Source organism: Pseudomonas sp. GL-R-26, assembly GCF_019947365.1.
Classification (GTDB): domain Bacteria; phylum Pseudomonadota; class Gammaproteobacteria; order Pseudomonadales; family Pseudomonadaceae; genus Aquipseudomonas.
The window spans coordinates 180,314-197,767 of record NZ_JAGYGI010000010.1 but is presented as its reverse complement, the minus strand read 5'-3'; the positions used below and the strand labels follow the sequence as shown (position 1 = coordinate 197,767).

Genomic DNA, 17,454 nt, shown 5'->3' with positions numbered 1-17,454 from the left:
CATGCGCATTTTCAGCGAAACTCTGCGTGCGCTGCTCAGCCACTGGCGGCAGCATCCGGTGCAGTTTTTCAGTGTGCTGACCGGGTTGTGGCTGGCCACCGGTCTGTTGGCCGGTGTCCAGGCTCTCAACAGCCAGGCCCGCGACAGCTATGCCCGCGCCAGTCAGTTGATCGGCGGCGAACCCCAGGCCAGCCTCGGTGCGCCCGGCGGCGGCACGCTCCCCCAGCAATGGTTTATCGATCTGCGTCGCGCGGGCTGGCCGGTGTCACCGGTGCTGCAAGGCCGGGTCACGCTCAAGGGGCACGAAGAGCAGCGCTTGCAGTTGATGGGCATCGAGCCGGTGTCGCTGCCGGCGGGCGCGGCGGTGGCCGGGCAGGCCTTGGCGATTGAACAGGTGGTCGGCTTTTTCAGTCCGCCGGGCAGTACCTGGATCTCGCCCCAGACCTTGAAGGCACTGGGTTTTCGCGAGGGTGACCGGCCACTGAACCTGGCGGGCGTGGCACTGCCGCCGCTGCATGTGCAGGCCGACATGGCGCCCGGCGTGCTGCTGGTGGACATCGGTTTTGCCCAGCAGATTCTGGGGTTGCCGGAGCAACTGTCGCGGCTGCTGTTACCGAAGGATTTCACCGCGCCATTGCCGGAGCCGTTCAAGGGCCAGCTGCAACTCAAGCGAGCTGGCGAAGAAAGCAACCTGACGCGCCTGACCGAAAGCTTCCACCTGAACCTCGATGCCCTGGGGGTGCTGTCGTTCGTGGTCGGCCTGTTTATCGTGCACGCTGCCATCGGACTGGCGCTGGAGCAACGGCGAAGCCTGCTGCGGACCCTGCGTGCCTGCGGTGTGAGTGCGCGGATGCTGATCGCTTGCCTTGCCGTCGAATTGGGTGGATTGGCCCTGATCGGCGGTGTGGCCGGGGTGGTCAGCGGCTACCTGCTGGCCGGCGTGCTGTTGCCCGATGTCGCCGCCAGCCTGCGTGGCTTGTACGGCGCCGAAGTGGCGGGGCAGCTGAGCCTCAGCCTGTCGTGGTGGTTCAGCGGGATCGGCTTGAGTCTGATCGGCGCAATGCTCGCCGGGGCCAACAGCCTGTTGCGGGCGGCGCGTTTGCCATTGCTGGCGTTGGCCGACCCGCAGGCCTGGCATCAGGCCCATGCACGCTGGTTGCGACGCCAGGGGTGGGTGGCGGCAATGGCCGGGGTGATCGCGCTGCTGGCGTTGATCTTCGGCGACAGCCTTATCAGTGGCTTCGTGTTGATGGCGGCTCTGTTGATCGGTGCCGCGCTGGCATTGCCGGTGGTGCTCAGTTCTCTGCTCAATCTCGTTTCGCAGCGAAGTCGCTCGGTGCTTGGCCAGTGGTTTGTCGCCGATTGCCGCCAGCAACTGCCGGCCCTGAGCCTGGCGTTGATGGCGCTGCTGTTGGCCATGGCGGCGAACATCGGTGCCGGCAGCATGACCGCAGGGTTTCGCCAGACCTTCAGCGACTGGCTCGAACAACGGCTGACGGCCGAGCTTTACCTCAATCCCCAGAACCCGGCCCAGGCCCGGGAGCTGCAAAGCTGGCTCAACCAGCAGCCGCAACTGGCGGCGGTGCTGCCCAACTGGCAGGTTTCGATCCAGTTGCAGGGCTGGCCGACGGACCTGTCCGGGATCATCGACCACCCGACCTATCGCCAGCACTGGCCGCTGCTCGAAGCCTTGGGCGACAACCCTTGGGAGCGGCTGGCCAAGGACGATGCGGTGATGCTCAGCGAACAACTGGCCCGGCGCCTGCACGTGCAACTGGGCGATCACCTGACGCTGCCGACCCCCACTGGCCCGTGGTCGCCGCGGATCGTCGGGATCTACGCCGACTACGGCAATCCCAAGGGCCACATTCTGGTGAACATCGGCCACCTGTTGCGCGGTTGGCCGCAACTGACACCGAGCCGCTTCAATCTGCGCATCGAACCGGCATCGATTCCGGCGTTCGTCACGGCGCTGCAGGCACGCTTTACCCTGGACGACAGCCGCATCGTCGATCAGGCGCGGCTCAAGGGTTGGTCCACGCAAATCTTCGAACGTACCTTCGCCGCCACCGCCGCACTCAACAGCCTGACGCTGTGCGTGGCCGGGGTGGCGCTGTTCATCAGCCTGTTGACCCAAAGCCAGAGCCGTCTCGGGCAACTGGCGCCGCTGTGGGCGCTGGGCGTGACGCGTCGGCATCTGATGTTGCTCAACCTAGGGCAAACCTGGTTGCTGGCGATATTGACCTTGGTGCTGGCATTGCCGCTGGGCATCGCCCTGGCGTGGTGCCTGGACACGGTGATCAACGTGCAGGCCTTTGGCTGGCGCCTGCCGTTGCGGGTGTTTCCAATGCAACTGTTGCAATTGATGGGGCTGGCGCTGGTCGCGACGTTACTGGCCTCGGCCTGGCCGTTGTACCGTTTGTACCGCACGCAACCGGCGGACCTGCTGCGGACGTTTGCCCATGAAGATTAAAGCCTGCGTGTTGCTCCTGGCGTTGCTGGCGAGCGGTTGCGATCAACCGGCACCGGAGCAAAAGGGCTTTGCGGGGCTGGGCAACCAGGCCGCCGCCTTCACCCCGGTGGTGCCCGGTCGGGTGTTCAGCTTCCCGGCGGATCACGGTCCCCACGACGGCTTTCGCATCGAATGGTGGTATGTCACGGCCAATCTGAAGGACGATCAGGGCAATGAGTTCGGCGCGCAATGGACCTTGTTCCGCAGCGCGTTGAAAGCCAGCCCCGAGGTGGCGGGTTGGCAGAATCAGACGATCTGGCTCGGCCACGCGGCAGTGACGTCGGCGACAGTGCATCACGCGGCCGAAAGATATGCTCGTGGCGGCGTCGGTCAGGCCGGTGTCAACGTTGCGCCGTTCAATGCATGGATCGACGACTGGCAACTGCGCAGCCAGACGACTGCCGACGACCCGTTGGCCGACGTGCTACTCAGTGCCCGCGACCAGCGTTTCAGTTACCGGCTGCGGTTGACCTCGACAGGGCCGCTGGTGCTTCAGGGGGAACGGGGCTTCAGCCAGAAATCCGAACAGGGTCAGGCCTCTTACTACTACAGTCAGCCGTTTTTCCAGGCCAGCGGCACCCTGGAAATCGATGGCAAGACCTTTCAGGTCAGTGGCCCGGCCTGGCTCGACCGCGAATGGAGCAGCCAGCCCCTGACGAGCAACCAGACAGGGTGGGACTGGTTCTCCCTGCACCTGGACAGCGGCGAGCAGGTGATGCTGTATCGCATGCGGCAAAAGGACGGCGAGCCTTACCTCACCGGCACCTGGATCGACGCTGGGGGCCAGACACAATTGCTGCACGCTGGCGACATCATCCTCACGCCGCAAGACACGGCCCGGGTTGCCGGGCGCGCGATGCCCATTCGCTGGTCGATCAAAATCCCCGCCAGACACCTCGATATCGCCATTGCCGCGCTCAATCCCCAGGCCTGGATGGATTTGCGCATTCCTTATTGGGAAGGCCCGGTGCGCCTCAGTGGCAGTCATACAGGGCAGGGCTATCTGGAAATGACCGGGTACTAGGCGCTCGTGCAAGGAAAATCACCGCTGCGGCGCGACCACTCGCAGAACAGCGTCTATGCTCACTCGCACACATGGCGTTGAGCCCGGTTTCAACGCCGTCTGTTGCCATCTATCACAGGGAATGTTCTGCCTATGAAACGCCACGCACTGACCCAAGCCATCGCCCTCGCAACCTTGCTGTCTGCCGCCAGTTTCGGCGCGGTTGCCGCCGAACTACCGTTGTCCGAAGTTGTGGTGGTTGATCAGGTCGCCACCAAAGTCGTTTCGGTAGACACCGCGAACCATATAGTGGTCCTGAAAGGCCCGCAGGGTAATGAATTCCCTGTACAACTGACCGAAAAGGCGAAAAACCTCAAAAACCTCAAGGCCGGCGACTCGGTCGACATCAGGGTCACCAGCGCCGTAGCAGCCTACCTCGACACCGATGTCGACAAAGGCCTGCCCGGCACCGCCGAAGCCACCGGCGAAGTGCGCGCAGCGCCAGGCAGCGCCAACCCGGGCGGCGAAGCGTACCGCCAGGTGAAAGTGCAGTTGAAAATCACCCACATCGACCAGAAGAAAAACCAGGTGACCTTCGAAAACCCGGAAGGCAAGTCCAAGACCGTCGACGTCAAGCGACCTGAAGTCCAGGCCAAACTCAAGGACTTGAAAGTCGGACAAAGCGTCAACGTGGTTTATACCGACATTTTGACGGTGACCAGCAAGCACTGATATCGAGTCATGGTTCTATACGGGCTGATTGTTTTTGTGCAAGTTTTGTATAGGAATAATCAGCTCGTAATGGTCGAACTGGTGAGTTCGAGATGCCGTGTTGCATAGTATTTAAGTCGACATCTTGTTAAACATTGTGTCGATAAATTTCATCTTTGCAGTGCGGACATATTAATTCGCTTCTACTAAAATACTTTCCGTTCGCCCAGTGTCAGGGCTCTTTACCAGTGCATGGATTGCCGAGGCCATTGCACTGGGCGAACACTTTATTTGCTGTATTGAAAGTTTTGGATATAAAAAACGGGCGGCCTGCAGGTCGCCCGTTTTTATTGAGTTGTAACAAGTCATTCCGTCATGCTTTTTAATCGGCCAGCGCGGCGAAACACTGTTCGACCGAGCGTCGCTGGCTCTCGGCATACAGTTCCAACTCATCGATCGTCGAACGCCCCAGGGCCTGTTCGAAGGCCTGCTGGTTGGCATGGGCGCCGTAACGGGTTTGTGCTGCGTCCCCCAGGTTTGACTGAAAAATCCCCGCCGCGCTGACCGGCAGGAAGTCTTCGTACACCAGCGGTTCAACCCGCAGGTAACCGTCGCCGAGCAGGTCTTCCAGGGGGGCGTTTTTCAGGTCACCCGCCGCCAGGCCTTGTTCCGTCACGAAGTAGCGGAAGTAAGCCAGGCCCTGTTGGCGCATGCCTTCCCAGGTGTCGGGGAACTCGCTGAAATGCTGCGCCATCAGGGCGTTGTAGCGCGCGGCGTTGGCTTCGTTGGGGAAGTCCTTGAGTTCGTCCCGTGCGGCATTGAGCAAGCGGTCGTAGAGTGCGCGGCCTTTGGGCGTAAGGGCGGCACCGCGCTGTTCAATCTCGCCGAAACGGGCACTGTGGCTGCCGCGCGCCTCGCTTTGATCGGTGAAGGCAATCGGCTCGTCCAGGGCCTTGAAGCTGGTCTGGCGCAGCAGGATCGGGCACTGGCGGCGAGGTGGGCCTTCGATTACCGCTTTGGGGGTGATGCCATGGGCCGGCATCTGTGCCTGGACGATGTCGATGTCCAGGGTCCGTGGTGTCAGGTGGTTGATGTGCGGGCCCTTGAATGCCACCACGTCGGCGATCAGACGATGCTGGGCACTGAGCTGTCGATACTGCTCGGCGGTGACGGTGGCGCTGTGGTGCCAGCGAAACGTTTCCAGCGCTTGCTCAACGAATTCCTGGGCTTCCTGATCGGTCAGGCCACCCCGGGATTCGGCGCGTTCGATGAGCGTGAGGGCCGTGGGGGTGAAGATCGAGCGCTGGTCGAGCATCGACTGGGCGAAGGCTCGCAGCTCCAGGTCTTCGATCAGTTCCAGGCGCAACAGCGAGGTGAATACCCGGAACGGGCTGACCTGCAACGACGCTTCATGCACCGCGCGAAACGCCGTGGAATGCACCGGCACGCCGGCTGGAGTCAGGTCGTAGTAACCCACCGGTTGCATACCCATCACCGCGAACAGGCGGGCGAGGGTCGCCAGTTCATCGGCCGTACCGACGCGGATCGCTCCATGGCGCTCAAGGTCCAGGCGTTCGATTTCGCCGGTGCTGGTGAGCTGCTGCAGGATTTGCGCATCGCTGTCCAGCACGTGACGATTGGTCTGTTCCACCAGTTCCATCAATGCGCCGTACAACGGCACTTCCTCGCGGTACATGTCGGACATCGCTTTGGAGAAGCGTTGGCGGATCAGGTCAGGGCTGACGAAGTTCGGGTGGTTCATGAACATGATTCCTGGCGCGGTGACGTAAAGGATGGACGAAAGATCGCAGCCTTCAGCGACGCCGACAAACGAAGTTTCTGACGAACTTCATTCTGCAAAGGACTGCATGCCTAGGGGGGGTGTGCCTTAAAGCTGGCCATGCTGCGTTGCAGGCCTTGGAAAGGGAACAACCATTCCCAGCGGCCTACGCCTTGCCTGGCCAGCTTTAAGGCGACAACGCGGTGGGGAAACTAATTGAGAACGTCCCACTAATGCAGTCGTTGATCCTGTGGGCTCTCCGAGCGCAGCGATGCCAAAAACTCGCGATACAGGCGCGCCGAACCGTATGGCGCTTCCACCATGGGCATGTGCCCGATGGCGTCCCAGATATGCACGCGCAGGTCGGCGATGCCCTTGCTCCAGACTGACACACTGCTGACATCGATCAACCGGTCCTTGCGGCCCCACAGCAACAGCGCCGGGGCGGTGATGTCGGGCAGGTGCGGTTCCATCGGCGGGCTGGCGCGAAATTCGCGGAAGATTTCCTCCAGCTCCTCGCGGGACTGTTCATAGCGCTGGGCGACGGCATCGAGCACCAGTTTCGGTACCCAGGGCGGCGAAGCCATGGTCATGGCGTAGAAACGCTGGAATTCTTCCCGCGAATGAATCAAAAACGGGTTGTGGCCCTTGGCCAAATGCCGCTCAAGGTCACTGGGCTCGGGCGAAGTGACCCCGGCCGGGTCGATCAGTGCCAAGGACACAATGCGCTCCGGATAGGTGGCCGCGAGCCAGGCCGCCATATAGCCGCCCATGGAGTTGCCGATGACATGGACTTTCTCGACCCCGCACACGTCCAGCAGCTGGATCATGCGCTTGGCCTGCAGCGGGATGTCGTAGCCGCCGCCCGCCTTGAAGCCGGTTTCGCCATGGCCGGCGATGTCCGGAATGATCACCCGATGGCTGCCGACAAAGTGCCGGGCGAAACGCAGCCAGAGATTCTTGTCGGCGCTGAAGCCATGGAGCATCAGCACACTGCTGGTGGCCTCGTATGGCCCGCCTTGCCAGGTCGAGACGGTCATTTCGGGGATGGGCACGACGATCTTGTGCAGCCGGTACAGCTTGGCCTCGGCCGCCATGCTCAAGTCATAGAGCCAGTAGCCGATGGCCGGGTAGGTCAGCCAGCTCCAGGCGACGAACACTGCGAGAACGACGAACAACAAAAGCATCACGCGTCTCCCTTCTATCTGCTCAGGACAAAATGTGATCGGCGGGTTTCAGCGCTCGGGTCAAGCGATGAAAGCTGAAGCTGAATCCCGGAAACATGGCAATCACATGACCGCTCTTGCTTTGATACCAACTGTGGCAACCACCGGATTTCCACACGGTGCGTTCCATTTCCCGGTGGATCATTTCAGTGTAGGTACGTTCCGCCTCATGGCGAACTTCGATGCTGCGTAAACCTTGAGTCTTCAAGGTGCGAATGCAATCGAGGATGTAATTCATCTGGGATTCGATGATGAACAGCGCCGAGGTGTGGCCGATGCCGGTGTTCGGCCCGGTGACGATGAACAGGTTGGGAAAGTCGGGCAGGGCGGTGCCGAGGTAGGCCCGCGGGTATTGCGCCCAGACCTCCTTGAGGCGGGTGCCGTTCTTGCCCGTTACCGGGTAGGAAATTACCCCGTCGGTGGCATCGTAGCCGGTGGACCAGACGATCAGGTCCAGGTCGATGTGCTGGCCTTCCAGGGTAACGATGCCGGTTTCGTCGATGGACGCGATGCCTTGCTCGCGGCTGTGCAACGTCACGTTGTCGCGCGCCAGCGCCGGGTACAGCGTGCTGGACAGAATCACCCGTTTGCAGCCGATGGTGTAGTCCGGCGTCAGCTTGCACCGCAGTTCGGCGTCCGGTACCTGGCGTTTGAGAAAGCGCAGGGCCTGACGCTGGACCATGTGCACCGCCGGTTTCGAATACTTGAAGGCAATCACCCGGGTTTCGAATTGCCAGTAGATCCCCCAGCGCAGCAGCTTGTAGGCCGGTTTGAACCCCAGCAGCCAGCGCTGGAAACGGCCAAAGTTGCGGTCAGCCCGGGGCAGGACCCAGTGGGGCGTGCGCTGGAACACATGCAAGTGCCCGACGTCCGGGGCGATGGCCGGAATGACCTGGGCCGCACTGGCGCCGCTGCCGACGATGGCCACGCGTTTTTGCCGGTAGTCGTAGCGGTGATCCCAGTTGTTGGTGTGGAACGTCTTGCCCTGGAAGCGTTCCTGTCCATCGAAGCGAGGGACCACCGGTTGACTCAGGGGCCCGGTCGCATTGATCAGGAACTGCGCGCAAAAGGTGCCTTTGCCGGCGGTGTACACCGTCCAGCGTTTGTTGGTGTCGTCCCATTCGACGCGCTCGACATTGGCGCCCAGTTCCACCTTGTCCCGCAGGCCGAAGTGTTCCACCACGTGGCGGGTGTAGCGGTGCAGTTCGGCCTGTTCGGCGAACATTTGTGTCCAGCGATACGGAGCAAAAGACAGGGAGTACAGCGGCGAGGGCACGTCGACTGCCGCGCCGGGGTAGGTATTCTGGCACCAGGTGCCACCGAAGAAATCCCGCCGCTCCAGCAGGCGAAAATCGTCGATGCCGGCCTTGAGCAAATTGATTGCTGCACATTGGCCGCCAAACCCGCTGCCGATGATCAATACTTGAAAGGTCTGCATGGGCCTCCTCTTATGGTCATCGATCAACCCCTTCTTTCATGTATAGCCGTTTCTGGGGCGAGGCTTTTGCTTTTATGCGAGCGTGATGTCGCGATATTCAGCCCGTCAGCCAGTGATGGCTATTTAATCTCGCCCTGATAGACTCCAGCGTACAGGCACAGGCTGTAATCGCATTCCGTCGAGTGGCACAGAGGCCCTATGACAAAAACGGGAGGAAAGGGATTTTCATTGGCCAGGAGGCTCTATACATCGCGGACCCTGGGGCTGGCCCTGGGGTTGGTGTGTGTGAGCGTGGCAATGTATCCGCTCGATCCGGCGCCCTGGGTCTGGGGCTTCATGTGGTTCAATGGCCTGGTCTGGCCGCATCTGGCTTACCAATGGGCGCGCCGGGCCAGGACGCCCTATCATGCCGAACACCGCAATCTGCTGATCGATGCCTTTCTCGGCGGCTTCTGGATTGCCGCGATGCAATTCAATCCACTGCCCAGCGCGACCACCATTTCCATGATGGCCATGAACAACGTGGCCATAGGCGGCTTGCGCTTCCTGCTGGCCGGGACGGCCGCGCAAATCCTGGGCGTGGGCGTAGGCCTGCAGATTTTCGCCCCGGCGTTCATTCCTGCCACCAGCGCGGTGCAGCTCTATGCCTGTTTGCCGTTGCTGTGCCTGTATCCGCTGGCGCTGGGCTGGATCTGCTTCCGCCAGGCCCATACCCTCGGCTGTCAGAAGCGTGAACTGCTGGCACTGAGCCGCACCGACAGCCTGACAGGCCTGCTGAACCACGGCACCTGGAAGGACCAGCTGGAGATCGAGTTCCAGCGTTGCAAACGCCAGCAAAAAGGTGGAGCGATCGCCCTGATCGACATCGACCATTTCAAAGCCATCAACGATACCTACGGGCATGTTGCCGGCGACATCGTCTTGCGTCAGTTGAGCAAAATGCTCAAGCAGAACCTGCGAGCGACCGATGTAGCAGGGCGCTACGGCGGTGACGAGTTCTGCGTGATCCTTCCGGACCTGCCCCTGAACCGCGCCGTCGCCGTCATGGATGCCCTGCGCGATCGCTTCGCCACCTTGGGCTACGAGCAGAACCCGGCGCTGAAAGTCAGCCTGAGCATTGGAATGGCGTCCTTCAACCCGGCCCATGCCGACGCGACGCTTTGGCTCAATGACGCCGATCATGCGCTATACGAAGCCAAGACCACCGGGCGCAATCGAGTGATCTGCTGCGGGAACGGGAAACCCTATCGCGAACTGCTCGACTCGGTGTGACTGTCTAGCGCAAGACCTGCGGGAGCGAGCTTGCTCCGGGCGGCGATCCGACGAAAGCGGTGTGTCGGTTTAAACCGTCACTCCTTGACGCTCATGAACTCCTCCGCGAAGCGGATGTATTCCTCGGGTTGCGTGTAGGTGTGTGTCAGCTCGGTGGCGCTCAGGTCCGATGTCTGGGTGAGGATCTGGCGTTGCTCGCGCAGGCTGTCGTAGGTCGCCTTGATCGCGGCGAAGTACGCGCCATGGCCGTCGATGGTCACGCGCACACCCAGTTCGGCCAGGCGCTTGTCATCGCGTAGCAGCGGGTTGCCGTAGGTCACCAGCATCAGCGGCACGCTCAGGTGCTCGGCGATCTGCTCCAGATGGTCGAAGTCCTTGATACCCACCATGCAGATCCCGTCGGCGCCAGCGCTCTGGTATTGCCGGGTGCGGCTGATGATTTCCTGCACCGGCAGAATCCCGGCATGGGTGCGGGCGATGATTGCCATTTCCGAATCGCAGCGGGCTTCGAGCGCAGCGCGGATCTTGCCGACACCTTCGGCGACCGTGATCAGGTCGGTGGATTTGCGGCCGAACTGCGCGGGCAGCAGGGTGTCTTCGATGGTCAGCGCGGCGACGCCAGCACGTTCGAGTTCGACGATGGTACGCATGACGTTGAGCGCGTTGCCGTAGCCGTGGTCGGCGTCGGCGATCACCGGCAACTGGGCGACACGGCCGATGCGGGTGGCCTGTTCAGCGAATTCGCTGAGGGTGATCAGGGCAAAGTCGGGGGCGCCCAGCACTTGCAGCGAGGCGACCGAACCCCCGAGGATCCCGACTTCGAAGCCCAGGTCGGCGGCGATGCGGGCCGACATCGGGTCGAACACCGAGGCCGTGTGGTAGCAGGTGTTGGAGGCGAACAGTTGGCGAAAATTGCGCCGCAAATCTTGATGGGAAAGCCTGGACATATGAGTTCCACCAATGGAATGGAAGGGCTTGAGCAAAAGTGTCAACGCCGAAGAAATAAAAGGCTATCACGCGCGCCGGGGGAGAATGATGACGAATTTGCTGGGTTAGGCCGATTGACGTCGCAGCGATGGAACTGATCAGTCACGCCGCCACGGCCTGTTGCCGTTGGTCAAGCAGCGGCACGGCGCGCACCGAATCTCCGGGCTGCAGCTGCAAGCGCTTGGCGGTCAGGCGATCAACCACCAGGCTGTTGCCCACCTGGCGGGCCGGGGCGCAGGTAATGCGACAGTTTTCCAGGCGGCGGTTGTGAATCAGCCAGAGGGGCGCTTTATCGTCCTTCGAGCCGATGGCAAGTGACAGCGGTCGGCTGTCGCGCACGGTGCGGATCCCGGAAACCGGGGCTTCGATGACCGGTCCGCCGTCGAAGATATCGATGTAGCCCTTGTGGGCAAACCCCTCGGCGCTGAGGGTTTTCAGGGCCGGCTCGGTGTTCGGGTGGGCCTTGCCGATCACTGCCTGGGCCTGTTCGGTGAGCAGGCAGGTGTACAGCGGCTGGCGCGGCATCAGTTCGGCGATGAAAGATTTGTTGCCCAGCCCGGACAAGTGATCGGCGTGGCGGAAATCCATCTTGAAAAAATGCCGGCCGAGGCTGTCCCAGAACGGCGAGCCGCCTTGTTCGTCGGCGCTGCCGCGTAGTTCGGCGATGAGCCGGTTGCCGAACAGCTGGGTAAACTCGGCCACAAACAACAGGCGCCCGAGGGAAAGCAAACGGCCGTTGCTGCCCTGGCGCTGATCGGGGCGCAGGTACAACGAGCAGACTTCCGATTGCCCGGTCAATTCATTACTCAGGAACAGGGTCGGGATCTGGCGCTGGATACCCAGGTCCGCCGAAGCACTGACCGTCAGTCCGACCCGATAGTTGTACCAGGGCTCGCGCAGACCGACGCCCCCCGTCAGGGCGCTGACGCCCACCACTTGTTGCTCGTCGTCCTCGAGCACGAACAGGTAGTCGGCATCGGCCCGATCGACTTGCCCGGCGAAGGTGCGTTGGGCCCAGCGAATCCGGTGGGCCAGGCGTTCTTCATCGGCCGGCAGGCTGGTAAGCCCCGGAACGGCCTGGCGCACCAGCGTGAACAGGGCGGGCAGGTCGGTGATCTGAACCGGACGGACAATCATGCGGCTGTTCCTTGTGCGCGTGTGCTCTGGCGTTGAATCTGGTGAGCGTTCACAGGGCAACCAGCCTGATCGTGCTGCCCTCGGTCACCTTCAGCGCCTCGCACATGACGGCGTCCAGCGTCACGGGTTGCCCGGGGATGTAATCAAGATCGGCGACGATGGCCCGATACTCGTTCAAGGACTCGTTGCTCACCAGAAAGCTGCCACGGGCATCGATCACCGGGCCAAGCTGCGTTACGCCGCACTGGCTGTGGGCGATGGAGCGAATGCCCGCGGTGCGCGCATAGAGCGTCGGGCCGCCATCGAACAGATCGATGTAGCTGTTGGTTTCGAAACCTTCCCGTTCGAGGATATCGAAGGCTTCCTGGCCATCGGGGTGGATGCTGCCGATGCAGTCCTGTGCCGCCTGGGGCAGCATGGGCACGTAGATCGGATACTGCGGCATCAGTTCGGCGAGAAAGGTGCGGCTCTGCAGGCCGCAAAGCCGTTCGGCCTCGACGTAGGGCAAGTCGAAGAAATGCTTGCCCACGGCGTCCCAAAATGGCGAGTGGCCTTCATCACTGCTGTAGCCGACGATTTCGGTGATCACCGTGTCGGAAAAACGCCGGGCGTGGGCGGCGATGAACAACAGGCGCGCCCGCGACAGCAGTTCGGAATGCGCGCTGCGCACCCGCGCGGCGTCGATATGAAAGCCCCGCAGCAATGTGTGGCCACTGAGGTCGTGACACAACGACAGGGCCGGTACGCCGTGCTCGATGTTCAGTTCCCGCGAGGCACTGTTGAAGTGCCGGTTGCGCAGGCTGTAGAACGGCTCGTCGTACCCGGCCGTGGCGAGGATTTCCGAGCAGCCGACCAGGTGTCGTGTCGTCAGGTCTTCGAGTACAAAGAAATAGTTTTCCGGGCCATGAGCCTGAACGTCCTTTTCGAACGAGGCACAGGAATCGAGGATTTTTCCGCGTAACCGTTCGCTGTCGTCGGGCAGGGACGTGACGCCCACGAGGCTTTCACGGGCGAGCCTCTGCAACTGGGGCAGGTCGGCCAACTCGACTGGACGCAAGACCAGCATGGAGACACTCCTGTATCAAACGATTCGGCGGTTTGAGCCGAACCTGACTATCACTGTCGGTTTTTCCACACATTTAATCGGTGGTCATCTGAACATTGTCAGGCGCCACTCTTTTTCTTGTCGGATGTTTCTTGGGATGGACCGCATTAAACGAGGAACAGGCGGTTCGGCCGCAGGCGGGGCCTGGCCAGGCGCTTTGATCGGGTGTTCGAGAAAAGGCATCCGGGCTCCTGCTGGATGAGCGTGGCAAGTGTTTTAACAGTCCGTTGAAAGGAGTATTTAATCATCGCGTACTGCCTGTCTAGTGAATTTTCGTGTGGTCTGCTCGTGCCCGAAAAAGGGGCGAAATGCCTGTGCCAAAGGGCTACGGCGATGTCGTAAAGTCTTGTAGGTGATTGCCTGCGTTGCGGTCAGCCATGACAGAAAATCTGGCAGGAAATGGCTGAAGGAATCCGTTTCAAACAGGAAAATTAAACAGCACCCGGGCCTGCTGTGTTGCGGCACAATTGCGCGATGACGGTCACCTGACGCCGTCGTTTCTTTCCATCTTAAGAGTGATTGCTGGTGCAGGCGACCCGTTTAACCCTGATTTGTCATGCTCGAACCGTCGCACAGAAATTGGCGCGTTTTCCTCTGGACGAAGCTCTGGAGATGGATTGGCAAGCGCTCAGGCTTTCCCGTTGCAATCAGTTCAAGGGCGCTCCGCGTCTTGTCTGCGGCCCGGAGTTGCGCACCCGGCAAACTGCTGAACTGTTCGGCAGCGCGCCGCAGATTGTCGACGCACTGCGGGACTGCGACTTCGGACGTTGGAGCGGTGTGCGCATCGGTGAGTTGCAAAAGACTGAAGCCGAGGAACTCCAGCATTGGTTGGTGGACCCGGCGTCGGCACCCCACGGTGGTGAGTCGGTGCTGCAACTGGAGGAACGGTTGGGCGCGTGGCTGACAACGTTGCAGTCGACACCCGGGCACATCGTGGCCATTACCCATCCCTTTGTCATCCGCGCCGCGCTGGCGCAGGTGTTGCAGGGGGCAGCGTCCAACCTGATCGACGTCGAACCCCTGTCGGCTGTCGAGTTACGGTTCCATGGCCGCTGGCGACTGCGCTTGCCGGGCACCGACCCCGAGGACTTGCTGTGATGAAAAAACTCCTGGTCATCGGGATCGGTGCCGGCAACCCCGACTACATCACGATGCAAGCGGTGAAGGCGTTGAATCAGGTCGATGTTTTTTTTCTCATGGACAAGGGCCAGAGCAAAGACAAACTCATCGATCTGCGCCGCGAAATCTGCGAACGCTACATCACCGGCCGCGATTACCGTTTTGTCGAAGCCCACAGCCCTGAGCGCGAGCGCGGCGAGGTGGACTACAAGACCAGTGTCGACGACTTGAACCTGGCCAAACAACAGACCTTCGAACGGCTGATCAATGAAGAACTGTCCGACAGCCAGTGTGGTGGTTTTCTGGTTTGGGGCGACCCCGCGCTGTACGACAGCACCATCCGTATCCTTCAGGCGATCCAGGCCTCGGGCGCCTGCGGGTTCGAGTTCGAGGTGATCCCCGGCATTACCAGCGTCCAGGCGTTGGCGGCCCGACACAAGGTGCCGCTCAACCAGATTGGCCGCTCCGTTGAAATCACCACCGGCCGGCGTCTGGCGGCAGGGCAGGTGAGCGATGCCGACAGCCTGGTGGTGATGCTCGATGCCCAGGATGCTTACCAGCAGGTGGTGGATCAGGACACCGAGATTTACTGGGGGGCCTATCTGGGGACGCCGGATGAAATCCTGATCCGCGGCAAGCTCAAGGATGTTGCGGATGAAATCGAACGGGTGCGCAAGGCGGCGCGGCTGGCCAATGGCTGGATCATGGATACCTATTTATTGCGCAAGCCTTCAGTACACCTCAAAGAGCAACATTGCCTCCTCGCCCAAACCGCTCCCGATACACCGAAGGCGGCACGCCAACCACGGTTCGAAAGGCCACCCGAAAGCTTTCCACCGAGCGATAACCACAACGTTCGGCAATCTGCTCGGTGTTCTGGTCGCTGCTTTCCAGCAGTTCGCGGGCGCGGCCCAGGCGTTCGTGCTGCAACCAGGTTTTCGGTGACTGTCCGCTGGCTTCGGTGAAGCGGCGCAGGAAGGTGCGTTCGCTCATGGCGGCTTCGCTGGCCAAGTCGCGCACCTCCAGTGGCTCGTGCAAACGCTCACGTGCCCACTGCATGACGCGGGAAAGATCGCTGCGCGGTGTAGGACTGACCGGCGTCGGGATGAATTGCGCCTGACCACCGCTGCGTTGCGGCGACATGACCAGGCGCCGGGCCACGGAGTTGGCCACTTGGGTGCCGAAATCCCGCGCCACCAGGTGCAGGCAGGCATCGATGCCTGCCGCGCTGCCGGCGGAGGTGATCAATTGGCCGGAATCGACATACAGCACGTCCGGGTCCACCAGGATGCCGGGAAAGCGCTCGGCCAGTTCCGAGGTATAGCGCCAGTGCGTGGTCGCACCGTGCCCGTCGAGCAACCCGGTGGCGGCGAGGACGAAAACACCGGAGCAGATAGACAGCAACCGTGCCCCCCGGGCATGGGCCTGGCGCAGGGCGGCGATCAGTTCTGCGGGCACCGTGGCGCTGCGGTCGCGCCAGCCGGGAATGATGATGGTGCGGGCATCGGCGAGCAATTCCATGCCGCCATCGGCCAGGACCTGGATGCCGCCCATTGCACGCATCGGGCCCTGATCGACCGCGACGATGCGATGCTCGTACCACGGAAAATCGAACTCAGGTCGTGGCAGGCCGAAGATCTCCACAGCAATGCCGAACTCGAACGTGCAGAGGCCGTCGTAGGCCAGAATCGCGACCATTCCTGGGGTGGGGTGCATTTGGCGGAAAGTTCCCGGTGAGTGTCTTGTGCGCCACTGTAGCCGCAAGCGGCTGGCGGATAAAGTCTTCCCACACCCACCGCTTCTTTGGAGTACAGCCCATGACCAGCCTGGTTCGCGAAATTCCCGCCGCCCCCTCGGCCATCGCCCTGATGCATTTCAGCAACCGTCTGACCTTCGAAACCGATTGTTCCGACGTCCACGGCAGCCAGCAGGCTGGCGAAGTCGATTTCATCCTGGTGGATGTTCGTGGCCCGCTGGCGTTCGAACGCGGGCATGTACCGGGATCGATTAACATTCCCGGGCGTTTGCTGACTGCCGAAGGTTTGGCGGGTTATCCGCAAAACAGCCTGTTTGTGGTGTATTGCGCCGGGCCTCACTGCAACGGCGCGAACAAGGCGGCGGTGAAACTGGCGGCCCTGGGTTATCCGGTCAAGGAGATGATCGGCGGCGTGACCGGGTGGCTGGATGAAGGGTTTGAGTTGAGTGCCGGGGTGCAGCGGCCGGTGAATGCTGTGATTGGTTGTGAATGCTGATACCCAAACACCATTGATCATTGTGGTGAGGGGGCTTGCCTGTGGCGAGGGAGCTTGCTCCCGCTCGGCTGCGAAGCAGACGCAGTTTTTTGGGGCCGCTTCGCGACCCAGCGGGAGCAAGCTCCCTCGCCACAAGAGTGGGGTCCCCACGGATCAGTGTTCGTTAGCAGCCACCCACCACTCATCCAGTGTCGCCTGCAACCACGCCAACACATCGGCGTAGGCAGCACCGTCCTGCGGCCCCCGTGGCAACGGCGACTCATCGCCAAAATGCGCATTGAGCAGGGCCACCGACTCGGCGTTCCACTCCGGATGAAACTGCAACCCCAGCCGCATCGGCCCGGCGCGGTACATCTGCTGCACACAGTGCTCGCTGCTGGCGAGCAACTGCGCGGCAGGCGGCAGGTCGATGGCGTCTTCGTGCCACTCCAGCACCTTCAGCGTTTGCCCATCGATAAAGCTCACGGTGGTCCATCCGGTTTCGCTCCGATCCATCCGCCGTACATTCCCGCCCAGGCTCAACGCCAGCAACTGTGCCCCCAGGCAAATGGCGAACACAGCCGCGTGCTGATCCAGAGTGCCTCTGAGCCATTGCCGTTCGGCTTCCAGCCAGGCCGGGCCGGCATTGGATTCGTAAGGTCCGCCCAACAGGATCACGGGACCGGCGCTGACGGGCGGCAATTGGCCGAGGTCGGCGCGAAACACCTTCAGCGTCAGTCCCCGGGATTCGGCCCAGATGGCGATGGCGCCCGGACCTTCGGCGGGGTGGTGCTGGATCAGGTTCAACATGGGCATCACGCTAATCTCGATGGGACGCAAGGGCGCTCAATGTGCCGCAAAACACCGGGTATCGCCAGTCGTCACGTTCTGTCGGATGGAGCCTGAAAGCCTGTAGGTCCGGTCTGAAATCGC

14 protein-coding genes and 1 pseudogene are annotated in these 17,454 nt (G+C 61.7%); 7 read left to right on the top strand and 8 right to left on the bottom strand.

What is annotated here, in order from left to right:
• Position 1 precedes the first annotated feature (1 nt).
• The 3 genes from KGA96_RS13150 (at position 2) to KGA96_RS13140 (ending at position 4,247) form a co-directional block, all read left to right on the top strand.
• Positions 2-2,473 (top strand): ABC transporter permease, encoded by a 2,472-nt coding sequence (locus KGA96_RS13150; protein WP_223513103.1) that lies wholly within the window; start codon positions 2-4, stop codon positions 2,471-2,473.
• A complete protein-coding gene (locus KGA96_RS13145; protein ID WP_223513100.1) occupies positions 2,463-3,536 on the top strand; it encodes a lipocalin-like domain-containing protein in 1,074 nt (357 codons plus the stop codon). The genes KGA96_RS13150 and KGA96_RS13145 overlap by 11 nt, the downstream gene beginning before the upstream one ends.
• Positions 3,537-3,668: 132 nt before the next feature.
• Positions 3,669-4,247, top strand: a complete 579-nt coding sequence (locus tag KGA96_RS13140) for a hypothetical protein (protein ID WP_223465630.1) — start codon at positions 3,669-3,671, stop codon at positions 4,245-4,247.
• A 361-nt stretch (positions 4,248-4,608) separates the two neighbouring features.
• Here the strand turns inward: KGA96_RS13140 and KGA96_RS13135 are convergent, their stop codons facing one another.
• The 3 genes from KGA96_RS13135 to KGA96_RS13125 all read right to left on the bottom strand — a co-directional run bounded on the left by KGA96_RS13135 (position 4,609) and on the right by KGA96_RS13125 (position 8,670).
• Entirely contained in the window at positions 4,609-5,988 is a 1,380-nt protein-coding gene (locus KGA96_RS13135) for a VOC family protein (protein ID WP_046043244.1), read from the bottom strand.
• Positions 5,989-6,236: 248 nt separating this feature from the next.
• Entirely contained in the window at positions 6,237-7,193 is a 957-nt protein-coding gene (locus KGA96_RS13130) for an alpha/beta fold hydrolase (protein WP_046043245.1), read from the bottom strand.
• A gap of 22 nt (positions 7,194-7,215) precedes the next feature.
• Positions 7,216-8,670, bottom strand: coding sequence for a flavin-containing monooxygenase (locus tag KGA96_RS13125; RefSeq protein ID WP_046043246.1), 1,455 nt, complete (start codon positions 8,668-8,670; stop codon positions 7,216-7,218).
• Positions 8,671-8,868: 198 nt separating this feature from the next.
• On the opposite strand from KGA96_RS13125, the gene KGA96_RS13120 reads away from it, so the two are divergent.
• A complete protein-coding gene (locus KGA96_RS13120; RefSeq protein ID WP_046043247.1) occupies positions 8,869-9,942 on the top strand; it encodes a diguanylate cyclase in 1,074 nt (357 codons plus the stop codon).
• A 77-nt stretch (positions 9,943-10,019) separates the two neighbouring features.
• Here the strand turns inward: KGA96_RS13120 and KGA96_RS13115 are convergent, their stop codons facing one another.
• From KGA96_RS13115 to KGA96_RS13105, 3 genes are all read right to left on the bottom strand, one after another.
• Positions 10,020-10,889, bottom strand: a complete 870-nt coding sequence (locus tag KGA96_RS13115) for an oxaloacetate decarboxylase (protein ID WP_046043248.1) — start codon at positions 10,887-10,889, stop codon at positions 10,020-10,022.
• Between the two features lie 142 nt (positions 10,890-11,031).
• Complete coding sequence (astA, locus tag KGA96_RS13110; RefSeq protein WP_046043249.1) at positions 11,032-12,066, bottom strand: arginine N-succinyltransferase; 1,035 nt, start codon at positions 12,064-12,066, stop codon at positions 11,032-11,034.
• Between the two features lie 49 nt (positions 12,067-12,115).
• Positions 12,116-13,132, bottom strand: a complete 1,017-nt coding sequence (locus KGA96_RS13105; RefSeq protein ID WP_046043251.1) for an arginine N-succinyltransferase — start codon at positions 13,130-13,132, stop codon at positions 12,116-12,118.
• A 564-nt stretch (positions 13,133-13,696) separates the two neighbouring features.
• Between KGA96_RS13105 and KGA96_RS13100 the strand changes: the two genes are divergently transcribed.
• Positions 13,697-14,269 (top strand): histidine phosphatase family protein, encoded by a 573-nt coding sequence (locus KGA96_RS13100; protein WP_223513097.1) that lies wholly within the window; start codon positions 13,697-13,699, stop codon positions 14,267-14,269.
• Positions 14,269-15,021 (top strand): annotated as a pseudogene (gene cobF / locus KGA96_RS13095) (precorrin-6A synthase (deacetylating)); the annotation flags it as partial. The gene KGA96_RS13100 and the pseudogene cobF, both read left to right, overlap by 1 nt.
• Before the next feature lie 10 nt (positions 15,022-15,031).
• Here cobF and ftrA read toward each other — a convergent pair.
• Complete coding sequence (gene ftrA / locus KGA96_RS13090; RefSeq protein ID WP_223513094.1) at positions 15,032-16,006, bottom strand: transcriptional regulator FtrA; 975 nt, start codon at positions 16,004-16,006, stop codon at positions 15,032-15,034.
• 101 nt (positions 16,007-16,107) lie between these two features.
• Here ftrA and KGA96_RS13085 point away from each other — a divergent pair, with 101 nt between their 5' ends.
• A complete protein-coding gene (locus KGA96_RS13085; RefSeq protein ID WP_223513088.1) occupies positions 16,108-16,542 on the top strand; it encodes a rhodanese-like domain-containing protein in 435 nt (144 codons plus the stop codon).
• 153 nt (positions 16,543-16,695) lie between these two features.
• Here KGA96_RS13085 and KGA96_RS13080 read toward each other — a convergent pair whose 3' ends face one another.
• Complete coding sequence (locus KGA96_RS13080) at positions 16,696-17,337, bottom strand: type 1 glutamine amidotransferase (RefSeq protein ID WP_223513083.1); 642 nt, start codon at positions 17,335-17,337, stop codon at positions 16,696-16,698.
• Positions 17,338-17,454 lie beyond the last annotated feature (117 nt).